At 54.8% G+C, this 11,939-nt stretch carries 9 protein-coding genes and 1 tRNA gene; 4 read left to right on the plus strand and 6 right to left on the minus strand.

Features of this window, described 5'->3' with window-relative positions:
• Positions 1 to 85: 85 nt before the first annotated feature.
• Together Q9245_RS12705 and Q9245_RS12710 are read right to left on the minus strand one after the other, a co-directional pair.
• Positions 86 to 1,177, minus strand: a complete 1,092-nt coding sequence (locus Q9245_RS12705) for a sugar diacid recognition domain-containing protein (protein ID WP_305897533.1) — start codon at positions 1,175 to 1,177, stop codon at positions 86 to 88.
• Positions 1,177 to 1,629 (minus strand): Lrp/AsnC ligand binding domain-containing protein, encoded by a 453-nt coding sequence (locus Q9245_RS12710; RefSeq protein WP_305897534.1) that lies wholly within the window; start codon positions 1,627 to 1,629, stop codon positions 1,177 to 1,179. The genes Q9245_RS12705 and Q9245_RS12710 overlap by 1 nt, the downstream gene beginning before the upstream one ends.
• A 200-nt stretch (positions 1,630 to 1,829) precedes the next feature.
• Here Q9245_RS12710 and putA point away from each other — a divergent pair, with 200 nt between their 5' ends.
• Both putA and Q9245_RS12720 read left to right on the plus strand, forming a co-directional pair.
• Positions 1,830 to 5,456, plus strand: a complete 3,627-nt coding sequence (gene putA, locus Q9245_RS12715; RefSeq protein ID WP_305897535.1) for a bifunctional proline dehydrogenase/L-glutamate gamma-semialdehyde dehydrogenase PutA — start codon at positions 1,830 to 1,832, stop codon at positions 5,454 to 5,456.
• Between the two features lie 146 nt (positions 5,457 to 5,602).
• The gene (locus Q9245_RS12720) at positions 5,603 to 6,166 is read left to right on the plus strand and encodes an NADPH-dependent FMN reductase (RefSeq protein ID WP_305897536.1); all 564 of its coding nucleotides are present in this window, start codon (positions 5,603 to 5,605) and stop codon (positions 6,164 to 6,166) included.
• Positions 6,167 to 6,243: 77 nt separating this feature from the next.
• On the opposite strand, the gene Q9245_RS12725 is transcribed toward Q9245_RS12720, so the two are convergent.
• The 3 genes from Q9245_RS12725 to Q9245_RS12735 are packed head-to-tail and all read right to left on the minus strand — an operon-like array spanning position 6,244 to position 9,190.
• Positions 6,244 to 7,770, minus strand: a complete 1,527-nt coding sequence (locus Q9245_RS12725; RefSeq protein ID WP_305897537.1) for a tripartite tricarboxylate transporter permease — start codon at positions 7,768 to 7,770, stop codon at positions 6,244 to 6,246.
• Complete coding sequence (locus Q9245_RS12730) at positions 7,770 to 8,216, minus strand: tripartite tricarboxylate transporter TctB family protein (RefSeq protein ID WP_305897538.1); 447 nt, start codon at positions 8,214 to 8,216, stop codon at positions 7,770 to 7,772. Before Q9245_RS12730 ends, Q9245_RS12725 begins: the two co-directional genes overlap by 1 nt.
• Positions 8,213 to 9,190, minus strand: coding sequence for a tripartite tricarboxylate transporter substrate binding protein (locus tag Q9245_RS12735; RefSeq protein ID WP_305897539.1), 978 nt, complete (start codon positions 9,188 to 9,190; stop codon positions 8,213 to 8,215). The genes Q9245_RS12730 and Q9245_RS12735 overlap by 4 nt, the downstream gene beginning before the upstream one ends.
• A gap of 231 nt (positions 9,191 to 9,421) precedes the next feature.
• Between Q9245_RS12735 and Q9245_RS12740 the strand changes: the two genes are divergently transcribed.
• Both Q9245_RS12740 and Q9245_RS12745 read left to right on the plus strand, forming a co-directional pair.
• Positions 9,422 to 11,017: a sensor histidine kinase gene (locus tag Q9245_RS12740; protein WP_305897626.1), complete on the plus strand. Its 1,596-nt coding sequence runs from the start codon at positions 9,422 to 9,424 to the stop codon at positions 11,015 to 11,017.
• Positions 11,014 to 11,700 carry a response regulator gene (locus Q9245_RS12745; RefSeq protein ID WP_305897540.1) on the plus strand — a complete coding sequence of 229 codons (687 nt, stop codon included), beginning with the start codon at positions 11,014 to 11,016 and terminating at the stop codon, positions 11,698 to 11,700. Before Q9245_RS12740 ends, Q9245_RS12745 begins: the two co-directional genes overlap by 4 nt.
• A gap of 55 nt (positions 11,701 to 11,755) precedes the next feature.
• On the opposite strand, the gene Q9245_RS12750 is transcribed toward Q9245_RS12745, so the two are convergent.
• Positions 11,756 to 11,832, minus strand: a tRNA-Pro gene (locus Q9245_RS12750).
• Positions 11,833 to 11,939: the final 107 nt, after the last annotated feature.

Here is an 11,939-nt window from a genome sequence, read left to right on the forward strand (position 1 = left end):
AAGAGCAGATTGACAAGAATTCGTTATGCATAAGGATAGAGTTGATCTATTTTTGCGCGATATATTTGTGCGTATGCACTAATTGTCAATTGGATTCCAGAGCCAAGTAGAGGAGCGCGAGATCTTCGAGCCGGAATGGCGAAAAGCCCGTTAAAGCTTCGATGCCTTTTAGACGATACCGAACCGAGTTACGATGCAGATGGAGTTGTTGAGCGCATCGCTGGATATCTCCGTCGGAGGAAATAAAGGCTCTAAGTGTCTTGAGGTACTGATCACTGCGGGCATGATTGCGAAGAGGCCGAAGAGCCCGATTCAGCTGCTCTTGTTGCCATTTCGGTTGCAGACTTCGCCACAGTGTTGCCAGCGGAAAGTCTTCATAATGTCCGCGAACGGGCGCTGGGAAACGCTGCTTGGCGGCCTGTAAGGCCGCTTCGGCTGACTCGTAGCAAGCTTGCAGGTTGTTGCTGAAGACGGCACCGGTGGCAGCCGATGTCGCATCTCCTAGATTCTGAGGAAGCCGCGCCAGCGCAGTATTCATGGCGTCTTGCGGCGATTTCTCGATAAAAAAGAATACAATCTTCCGGTCCGGCGTCTGCATGACCAGAGCCTCGGGTTCAATACGCTCTAAAGCCCGGGCTAACGAGGTGATATCGGATAACCAAGGCAGGTCGGGCTGACTTGTTTCGAACACCACGGCAATCCGGGGTTTGCTAAGATCAATCGATAATTGCTCAAGCCAGTGTTGCGAAACCGGTTCACCATTCAGCAGTGCCAGCAAGGTGTTTTCAATTTGCTGCCGGCGTTGGCGGCTTACCTCTATCAAGGAAGCCTGTTCCAAAATCAGCTCAGCGGTCACCCGGACCAGGTCAGCAAACGGCAAAACCTTTTCCGGTGTGCCCGAGATGCCGACAACCGCTACGATCTTGCCCGCCACTTCAACCGGTAAATTGACGCCCGCCCGTGTTCCGGTATATCGGCAAGCCTCTTGCTCTGTAATCACCACGGGTGCGCAGGTTTCAGCTACCTGCCGAGCCGCCTGGTGCATGGCTCCCACTCTTAGGGAGTCGCCAGAGGCGATGATGATGCCGTCCGGAGTCATCACGTTGACGGAATGGCCAATCACGGGCATCGCACGGTCAACGATGCGTTGTGCGGTGGCTTGATCAAGTGTAGTCATTAAAGGCCCCGGTCTTTCACGTTTTCCATGACAACAAAGGTGCTGGTTTGCAGAACATGGGGCAGGTTGGAAATTTGCTCTCCCAGCACCTGTCGATACTCGGCCATGTTTCGTGTGCGAATCTTCAGCAGATAATCAAAATTAGCGGCCATCATGTGGCATTGCTCCACCGAAGAGATCTTTTTGACGGCATCATTGAATGCCGCCAAAGCCTTGCTGGAGGTATCGCTCAGAGTTACTTGAGCAAAGGCTACATGAGAGTGCCCGAGTTTCGTCTGGTTCACCATGGCAGAATAGCCGGTGATGTAGCCCTGTTCTTCGAGCCGACGCATGCGTATTTGGCAAGGGGTTTTGGACAGGCCCACTCTGGAAGCCAGGTCGGTAACGGTAATGCGCCCGTTGTTCTGGAGCTCTCGGATGATGGCAAGGTCGATTCTGTCGAGATCCGACATGACTGCTATCCTTGTTGTGTGCGATTGAAATGGGGCTTTATAAGTCAGTTTTCCTAATTTTAATGGATGTGAGGTTTTTTTGATAATTATGGTGGGCTAATTAAAGGAAATAAGTCCGGATTAAGGCGCCTAATAGGAAAATAGAATATTACGCCTTCGCTACAATGCGGTCAGTATTCCAATAATCAGGAGGCATAACCATGAGTTTGCAGCAATCCGCGGCAAAAGAGCTCCACGAAATTCGTCAGGCGCTTCGCAATAATTATCTGGCGGACGAGTATGAGGTGATTCACCGACTGATTGAGCAGGCTCAGCTGTCTGATGAAACCCGCCAAGCGATTTCTGCCCGAGCAGCAGAGCTGGTGCGCGATGTGCGTGACAACGCGAAGCCGACGATCATGGAAAAATTCCTGGCCGAGTACGGGCTGACCACCAAAGAAGGAGTGGCACTAATGTGCTTGGCGGAGGCGCTGCTTCGGGTGCCCGATAACTTCACCATTCAGGATCTGATCGAAGACAAAATCACTTCCGGTAACTGGGGCGCCCACGTTGGCAAAGCTAAATCCGGCTTGATCAACTCCGCCACTCTGGCGTTGCTGATGACCAGCAACCTGCTGAAGGATTCTGAACGTCAAAGTGTAGGCGACACCTTGCGTCATTTGGTGAAGCGTTTGGGCGAGCCGGTCGTGCGCGTGGCCGCTGGGCAGGCCATGAAAGAAATGGGCCGCCAGTTTGTTCTGGGCAGGGACATCGAAGAAGCCCAGGAGAACGGCCAGGAAATGGAAGAGCAGGGCTACACCTATTCTTACGATATGCTGGGTGAAGCCGCACGCACGGACGCCGACGCAGAACGTTATTACCAGGCCTATGCCACGGCCATCGATAGCATCAGCAAGCGTTGTGAAGGCGACGTTCGCACCAATCCGGGAATCTCGGTAAAGCTCTCCGCATTATTGGCCCGTTACGAGTACGGCCAGAAAGAACGAGTGATGAACGAATTGGTGCCCCGAGCGCTGGAGCTGGCCAAAAAAGCCGCTGCGGCGAACATGGGTTTCAACATTGACGCGGAGGAGCAGGATCGTCTGGATCTTTCTCTGGATGTCATCGAAGCAATCTTTGCCGACCCGGCGTTGGATGGATGGGACGGCTTTGGTGTGGTCGTTCAGGCCTTTGCCAAGCGTGCCTCACAGACACTGGATTGGTTGTACGCGCTGGCCGAGAAGCACAACCGCCGGATCATGGTGCGTCTGGTAAAAGGCGCCTACTGGGATGCCGAAATCAAGCGCGCTCAGGTAATGGGGCTTGAGGGCTTCCCGGTGTTTACCCGTAAAGCCTGTAGCGACGTGTCCTACTTGTCGTGTACGACTCAGCTACTCGGCATGACCGATCGCATCTACCCACAGTTCGCCACCCACAACGCGCATTCCGTATCCGCGGTGTTAGAGCTGGCGAAAGATTTGAGCCGCGATAAGTTCGAGTTCCAGCGCCTGCATGGTATGGGTGAGTCTCTGCACGACCAGGTGCTGAAGGCAAGCAAAGTGCCTTGCCGGATCTACGCACCGGTAGGTGCTCACAAAGATTTGCTGGCCTACCTGGTTCGCCGCTTGCTGGAAAACGGCGCGAACAGCTCCTTTGTTAACCAGATTGTCGATACCAGCATTACCCCGGAAGAGATCGCCAAAGACCCGATTGATGCCGTGAATGCGCTGGGTCGCGATGTTTCCAGCCAAATGATCGTTAAGCCGGCGGATATCTTCGGCGAGCAGCGCCGTAATTCAAAGGGGTGGGATTTGACCGATCCCGTCACCGTGGCCGAGCTGAACGAAGGGCGAGGCAAGTATAAAACACACCAGTGGCAGGGTGGTCCCGTAACGGTCACTGAAGCAAAGGGTGGCGAGGTAGTAGATGTTCGCAACCCTGCTGATCTGGACGACGTAGTGGGTCAGATTACCTATGCTTCCGAAGCAGACGTGGATGCCGCTGTCGAAGCGGCCCGTAACGGTTTCAAAGAATGGGCGGCCGTCCCGGCAGAAAAGCGTGCTGAGCTGATCCGTAAGGTGGGTGATCTCTACGAAGAAAACGTGGATGAGCTATTCGCACTAACGACTCGGGAAGCAGGCAAGTCTTTGTTTGACGCCGTGGCTGAGATTCGTGAAGCGGTGGACTTCGCCATGTTCTACGCCAACGAGGGTATCCGTTATAAGGATGCCGGAGAGGCCCGTGGGGTGATTTGCTGTATCTCGCCCTGGAACTTCCCGTTGGCCATCTTTACCGGTCAAATTTTGGCTAACCTGGCAGCCGGAAATACCGTGGTGGCCAAGCCTGCGGAGCAGACCTCTTTGTTGGCCGTGCGTGCGGTTGAATTAATGCACGAGGCCGGCATTCCGAAAGACGCCATCCAGTTGTTGCCCGGTGACGGTGGCACCGTGGGTGCTGCGCTGACGTCGGACTCGCGCATTGAAGGGGTTTGTTTCACTGGTGGTACCGATACCGCCAAACTCATCAACAAGGCGATGACCAAAAACATGGCTCCGGATGCGCCGCTGGTTGCTGAAACCGGTGGTATGAACGCCATGATTGTGGACTCCACTGCCTTGCCGGAACAGGTAGTGCGCGACGTTCTGGCTTCCTCGTTCCAGAGTGCCGGTCAGCGTTGTTCAGCCCTGCGTATGCTCTACGTGCAGAAAGACATTGCCGATGGCTTGCTGGAAATGCTGTACGGTGCCATGGAAGAGCTGGGTATTGGCGACCCGTGGGAGCTGTCCACCGATGTGGGGCCAGTGATTGACGAGGAATCTCGTCAGAAGATCAACGACCACTGCAAGAAATTCGAGCAAAAGGGCAAGCTGCTCAAGAAACTGCCAGTGCCCGAAAAGGGCATGTTCGTTTCACCTGCGGTTCTGCAAGTCAGCGGAATCGAGGAAATGGAAGAAGAAATCTTCGGGCCGGTGTTGCATGTTGCCACGTTCGAAGCCAAGGATATCGACAAAGTGGTGGATGCGGTTAACGCTAAAGGCTACGGCCTGACCTTCGGCATTCATAGCCGGGTGGATCGCCGTATCGAGCACATTGCCAGCCGAATCAAAGTCGGTAACACCTACGTTAACCGTAACCAGATCGGCGCTATTGTGGGTTCTCAGCCCTTTGGTGGTGAAGGCTTGTCGGGAACCGGACCGAAAGCGGGTGGCCCGCAATACGTACGACGCTTCATCAAGGGTGACGTTGTTGAGAAACCGGCCGGTGAGGGCAAAGCCGTTGGCGCCCGTAAGGTGCAAAAGCTGATTGATCAGCTGGCCAAGCTGGATGTACCTGCGGCAGAAGGTCGTCAGCAGGCTCTGAGCCCTTTCTTTGGTGATGTGCCGGCACCGCTGGATCTCGGCTATGAAGAAATGCCGGGGCCGACCGGTGAGCAGAACCATCTGTCTTGCCACGCTCGGGGCGTTGTGTTGTGCGTGGGGCCAGATACTGCCTCGGCAGTCGAGCAGGCCGGTGTGGCTTTGTCGCAAGGCAACAAAGTTGTGGTGGTGGCTCCGGGTGCTGAAAAAGCGCTGGCGCGAGCGATCAATGCTGGCCTACCGGTTGTTGCCACTGACGGTTTTTTGGAGCCAGAGGCACTGACACAGCTTGATGGCTACGAAGCCGTTGTTAGCGTCGCGGAAAAGCCGCTGCTGAAACGCTATCGCGAAGCGCTTGCGGTGCGGGATGGAGCACTGTTGCCGGTAATCACCGAGCACACGCTGGACCAGCGTTACGTGATCGAACGTCACCTGTGTATCGACACCACGGCTGCCGGCGGTAACGCCAGCTTGATCGCTTCAGCCGAATAAACCGCTTCAACGAAATCCTCTCCATGCGCAGCATCTATTCAGAAAAACTGAATAGATGCTGCAGTTTTCTTCGTTTTTATTCAATGAACGCTCTGTTTATAGTGGATCTACAAACTTAAATATTGAAGTAAAAAGGAAGGATGACTATGTCTCTCAAGCTGCAAACTATTATCTGTAGCACCCGCCCGGGCCGCGTCGGCTCTTCCGTCGCAGAGTGGTTCAACAAGGCTGCTAACAAGCAGGGGGGATTTGAAAGTGAGCTGGTGGACTTGGCAGATTTTAACCTGCCGGTTTATGACGAACCGAATCACCCGCGCATGCAGAAGTACGAGCACGACCATACCAAGGCATGGTCTGAGAGCGTGTCCAACGCAGATGCTTTCGTGTTTGTGATTCCTGAATACAACTTCTGCCCACCTCCGTCTTTCGTTAACGCGGTGAACTATCTGTTCAACGAGTGGAACTACAAGCCGTGTGCTTTTGTAAGCTACGGCGGGGTGTCTGGCGGCCTGCGCTCGGCTCAAACTGCCAAGCAACTGGTTACCACTGTGAAAATGATGCCAATGACCGAGGGGGTTATGGTTCAGATGCCGTGGGAAAAGCTGGACGAGAATCGCCAGTTCCTGGCTGAAGATGTTCACGCGCAGTCAGCAAACGCAATGTTGGAAGAATTAGCGAAGTGGGCGCAAGCGCTGAAAACGATGCGCTAAGTTATAAGTTAGAAACAAAACACCGGGCAGCAGCCCGGTGTTTTTTATGGTTCATGAAAGTGGCAAAGCTGCGTTAACTAGTCGCTAACCGGATTTTCAGTCATCGCCGACTTCATGCGCCGTCTCAGGAGCGGGCCAACGATCACTGGCAGCATCAGACCTAAACCGGCAACAATCCAAAGCCCCAACGCCAGAGGGCTGCTCCAGAGCGTGCTCCAGTCACCGTCCGACAGAATCAGCGCATGCCCCAGGTTTTTCTCCATTTCAGGCCCTAATAGCAAGCCAAGGATGATTGGCACCAGCGGTATTTCCAGTTTACGCAGGAAGTAACCGGCTATCCCGAACGCCACCATAAAGTAGAGGTCGAACGTGCTGTTGCTGATGGAGTAGATACCCACGAAGGCAACCATCGTAACGATAGGAAGCAGATACATCGGTGGTATCGACAGCAGCCTGACAAACACACCAATCATTGGAACGTTAAGCAACAGCAGCAGTACGTTACCGATCAATAGCGCCGCAATAACACCCCAGACAATGTCTGCATTCTGAGTGAACATCAGCGGGCCAGGTGTGATGTTGAGGGAGATCAGCATCGCCAGCAGAACCGCGGTGGTGCCGCTGCCAGGAACCCCCAGTGTCAGCATCGGTACCAAGGCACCCGATGCCGCACCGTTGTTGCCGGCTTCCGGGGCGACAACCCCGCGAATGTCTCCGTTACCGAAGTTGCCTTTCTTGCCCACTGCCTTTTTTTCCAAGGTGTAGCTAATAAAGCTACCTAGCGATGCGCCAGCACCGGGCAGTACGCCGGCGATGAAGCCGAGAACACCGCCACGAAGCTGCGAGGGTATCGTAGTGACCAGCTCTTTGAACGACAGCGTCAGTTTGCCCACGTTCACTTTCTTGTGGCCGCTACCAAGGCGCGACTCGACAAAAAACAGCAGCTCGGAGATCGCAAACAGACCTACGATGGCCAAGATGAAATCAATCCCTTCGTAAAGCTCCAGAACGCCAAAGGTGTAGCGCTGGGTACCGGTAGAAATGTCGATGCCGACGGTGGAAATCATAATGCCCAGCGCCGCAGCAATGACGGTTTTCATCGGGTTCTTGCCGGTGATGCCGCCGAGTGTGGCGAACGCCAGCACGAACAGTGCGAAGTACTCCGCCGGGCCGAAGGTCAACGCAAACTTCGCCAGTACCGGTGCCAGCATGATCAAGCCGATGGTGCCGATCAGTCCGCCGGAAAACGAGGCGATGGCTGATATGGCCAAAGCATCGGCCGCCCGGCCTTTCTGCGCCATCGGGTAACCGTCGAGGCATGTCATCATCGCGGGTTCATCGCCCGGGATGTTCAGCAGGATTGAAGAGATCCGTCCCCCGTACATGGCTCCTGCGTACACCGATGTCAGCAGAATCATGGAGGTTTCCGGAGGCAATCCCAGCGTGAACGCCAGCGGGATCAGGATGGCCACGCCGTTGGCAGGGCCGAGGCCCGGCAGACAGCCGATCAGCGTTCCGACAAAGGCGCCGAATAACGCGTACATCAGATTGTACGGGGTGAGAGCCACCGCAAACCCGTCTATCAAAAATCCGAGAGTTTCCATTAGCTAAACTCCAGTAGGCTGGCGGGCAGGCTCAGTGACAAACCGTAATTAAACAAACCGTACACCACAACCGCGCTGACCAACCCGGTCAGAAAGGCACTGCGAGGCCTGGCCCCCATTCGCCAGCTCAACGCGCCAACGGTTAAGGTGGTCGAGATAACGAACCCCAGAGGCTCTAGAAGCAATGCGTAGATCACCAGCACGATGACCGAGAACAGAAGTTCCAGAGCGGTTTTGCCCCAGGGCCACGGAGTGTCCTGATCCGGTTTTACCATCAGGTACAGGCTGCCAATGACCAAAATGAACGACAATATCGTCGGGAAGGTTTCGGGCCCCATGCCGTGGGAGCCGCCAAACGGTTCTGGCCACTGCTGCGCGACCCAGCCGTAGGCAACGGCCAGGACCAACAGGCCCAGGCCGAGTATGCGGTCATTCAATCCACTCATTTCATCAACCCGATTTCGCGAGACAGATTGTTGATGTCCTGCACCTGTTGATGGACGAAGTCTTCAAACTTGTCGGCATCCGGATGGAAGGGGATCAGGCCGTTGCTTTTCATGACCTCTTTCCACTCAGCGCTGGCGTACAGGGTGTCGATGGCTTCAACCCAGTATTGCTTGGCTTCGTCGCTGGCGCCTTTGGGCATATAAAAACCGCGCCAATTAGGGCCCAGGGCATCAATGCCTTGCTCTCGGGCGGTGGGGATGTCGCTGAATTCACCCGGCAGGCGTTCTTCCGATAGCACAGCGAGTACCCGTAAATCGCCGGATTCCATAAAGCCGGTCGCCTCGGAGATGTCGCCGGTAAAGGCATCAACCTGCCCGCCAACTACCTGGGTCATCGCTTCGCCGCCGTTGTTGTAGGACAGATAAGGAATAGACGGCAGGTTCTCGACCCCGGCAGCCTTGGCGGCAATCAGAACTTTCAGGTGGTCCCAGCCGCCACGGGCGCTGCCACCGGAGAACTTAACAGCACGTGGATTAGCCTTACTGGCTTCAAACAGGTCGTTTAAGGTTTTATAAGGAGAATTCTTGCCCACGGCAATGATGCCGTAGTCTGCACCCAGTGCACCGACCCACTTCACCATATCGGCATCCAGGCCGGGGAACTGTTTTTGCGCCAGGCGCGTGGTGGTTGCCGTAGAAGCCGCGACGATTAGTTTGTCGTCTTTGTTTCGTTTGCTGACCGTGTGTGCGTAGGCAACGCCCCCTCCGGCACCTGCCATATTGATTGTTTGTACGGTGCCTTCGACCAGCTTGAGTGACTGCATTACATTGCCAACACTGCGGCAGGTAAAGTCCCAACCGCCGCCCGGGTCGGCCGGAGCCAGGCATTCGACTTTACCGGAAGGCTGCCACGCCATAGCGGACATGCTGAAAGCGGCTGCCGCTGCGAAACTCAGGGTTCGTTTGATAAACATGAATAGTTATCCTTCGATTGTTGTTTTAGGCACTCCGGAGGAGCTCTCGTTGTAGATTAAAAGCTGGTCATCTTGCTAAAAAGTTTGTGGGCGTATTGCCTTTAAAAAACCTAAAGCCCATTAAGTTCATAAAGTTCACGGGCAAATCGGCGCTGTGTGCTTTAACCTCACGAGTAAATGACAAGAAGATCTGATTAAGCTGTGGCAAGAAAAACCCGACTGAAAACCCGAATGATTCTTACGCTGGCACTGGTCAGCGCCCTGCAGACCGCATTGATTGGTGGGGTGGCGGGCTATTACCTGAGCGAATCTCTGTACAGTGAAATTGGTCAGCGTGCTTTGATGGTGGCGAAAACGGTTGCCGCTGCCCCGTCTGTTATCGCCGGCATACAGCAGCGTGATACCGAGGCATTGAATCGTCTGGCGTCTACGATGGCAGCCACGAATGAAGCCCTCTTTATTGTCATTGGCGATCACCGGGCGATCCGTCTGGCGCATCCCTCACCAGACCGAATCGGAAAATCGATGGCCGATGACGATGGGGATGACGGCGGAGAAGCCCTGAAAAACGGGCGTGGCTATGTGTCGAGAGCCGTGGGTACCTTGGGGGATACGGTGCGGGGAAAAGCGCCGGTATTTGCGCCTGAAACCGGCGAGATCATCGGAATCGTTTCCGTTGGCTACAGCGTTGCCCAGGTTGGCAACACCATTCAGCGATACAAGTTTGTTTTCTACGGCATAGTGGGCCTGATGCTGCTGGTCAGCATTTTGGTTGCCGTAGTGATCGCCGGGCGTTTCAAACGCGAGATTTTTGGTTTGGAACCGGAAGAAATCGCCCGTTTATTCGAGGAGCGCAATGCCACTTTGCAGTCGGTGCGTGAGGGCATTATTGCCGTGAACCGCGATGGCATCATCACAACGGTTAACCGAGCAGCACTTGAAACATTGGGTTTTGATAACGGCACCTCGCTGGTTGGTCGGCCGATTCATGAGGTGTTGCCGGATAGTGATCTGCTCTCCGTGCTGAAAACCGGTACCCCGGATTTCGACCGGGAAGTTTGGCTCAGGAACCGGCAAATGGTGGTAAACCGGCTTCCGGTTCGGCAAGGCGACGAGGCCATCGGTGTGGTGGCCAGTTTCCGGTTGCGGGACGAATTGGATCATGTCAGTCAGCAGCTAACACGAATACAGCAATATGCCGACACGCTCCGCAGCCAAACCCATGAGTATTCCAACAAGCTTCACACCATTGCTGGCTTGATTCAGATTGGTGCCCATGACGATGCCTTGAGTCTGATTGGCCGTGAAACCAGCGACCACCAGAGCTTGATTCATCTGCTTTTGGAGGCGGTGCCTGACCCGGTTATTGCGGGTTGCCTGTTGGGGAAATATAACCGGGCTCGGGAAATGGGGCTGCACCTCGACATAGACTCGGGTAGTCAGATGAGCGACATTCCCGATGCCATGCCCAGAGATCAATTGGTCAGTGTGTTGGGCAATCTGATCGATAACGCGCTGGAAGCAACTCGCCAGCACGCCGGTGAAGGAGGGCGCGTAACGCTCTCGATGACCGACCTTGGTCAGGAACTTATCTTTGAGGTGGACGATCAGGGCGCTGGCGTCGGTGAGGGCGAACGCGACCGGATTTTCGAGAAAGGCGTAACCAGCAAACAGGGTACAAGTAAACAGCACGGCTATGGGTTGTACCTGGTGCGTCAGTTTCTTGAACGTTGGGGAGGCTCGATTACGGTTGAAAGCCTGCCCGACGTTGGCAGTCGCTTCACTTTATACTTACCAAAGGTTCCGGAACCCAGGAGCGCCCATTGAACACGATTCGGATATTGATCGCTGAAGATGATCGCCAGATTGCGGAAATTCAGCGAAGGTTTGTTGAACGGCTTGATCACGTTGAGCTTTGCGGTATTGCCCACAGTTTGGCGGATGCACGTGACCTTGTGGAGGTGTTGGCCCCGGATCTGATTTTATTGGATGTCTATTTTCCGGATGGCAGTGGTCTGGATCTGTTAAGAGAGCTCAGAGCGCAAGACAGCACCAGTGATGTCATCTTGATCACCGCAGCCAAAGAGGTAGATACCCTGCGCAGTGCATTGAGAGGGGGTGTTTGCGATTACATTTTAAAGCCGTTGGTGTTCGAGCGACTGGAGGAAGCGGTTAACCGGTTCCGTGCCCGGCTGGAGCATTTGTCCGGGTTGAATCAACTTGCACAGAATGAAGTGGACGCCTTGATCCCTCGCGCCAGTGAAGAAGATGCTCAAGCGGCAAGTGGCCGATTGCCGAAAGGTATCGATGCTCTGACGCTCGAAAAAATACAGGACGTGATCGGCGATGGCGAGCCTTGGAGCGCAGAGGCAGTGGGTAGCGCCATCGGTGCTTCTCGGACAACGGCGCGGCGTTATCTCGAATTCATGGTTGGAGAAGGAAAGCTGTCGGCGGAAGTGACTTACGGCAGTGTTGGCCGGCCGGAAAGGCGTTATCAATTAGCGGAGTGATGGCCAGATACAACAAAGCCCGGATCTTGCGATCCAGGCTTTGAGTAGGGAATTCTGGTCGGGACGGTAGGATTTGAACCTACGACCCCTTGCACCCCATGCAAGTGCGCTACCAAGCTGCGCTACGCCCCGTAAACTGCTCGCCGCCAAGAAAAGAGGTTTATCTCAGTGGCTTAGCGGGAGCGAAGTATACGCCAGCCCCAAATAAAAATAAACAGGTGACGGGCGACTTTCTTCGG

The sequence above is a fragment of the Marinobacter sp. MDS2 genome (assembly GCF_030718085.1).
Classification (GTDB): domain Bacteria; phylum Pseudomonadota; class Gammaproteobacteria; order Pseudomonadales; family Oleiphilaceae; genus Marinobacter.

Excerpts from the sequence above, each read along its gene's own strand:
- Q9245_RS12725 (WP_305897537.1), bottom strand. The coding sequence starts at position 7,770 with ATGGAAACTCTCGGATTTTTGATAGACGGGTTTGCGGTGGCTCTCACC.
- putA (WP_305897535.1), top strand. The coding sequence starts at position 1,830 with ATGAGTTTGCAGCAATCCGCGGCAAAAGAGCTCCACGAAATTCGTCAG.
- Q9245_RS12730 (WP_305897538.1), bottom strand. The coding sequence starts at position 8,216 with ATGAGTGGATTGAATGACCGCATACTCGGCCTGGGCCTGTTGGTCCTG.
- Q9245_RS12740 (WP_305897626.1), top strand. The coding sequence starts at position 9,422 with ATGATTCTTACGCTGGCACTGGTCAGCGCCCTGCAGACCGCATTGATT.
- Q9245_RS12720 (WP_305897536.1), top strand. The coding sequence starts at position 5,603 with ATGTCTCTCAAGCTGCAAACTATTATCTGTAGCACCCGCCCGGGCCGC.
- Q9245_RS12710 (WP_305897534.1), bottom strand. The coding sequence starts at position 1,629 with ATGTCGGATCTCGACAGAATCGACCTTGCCATCATCCGAGAGCTCCAG.
- Q9245_RS12735 (WP_305897539.1), bottom strand. The coding sequence starts at position 9,190 with ATGTTTATCAAACGAACCCTGAGTTTCGCAGCGGCAGCCGCTTTCAGC.
- Q9245_RS12705 (WP_305897533.1), bottom strand. The coding sequence starts at position 1,177 with ATGACTACACTTGATCAAGCCACCGCACAACGCATCGTTGACCGTGCG.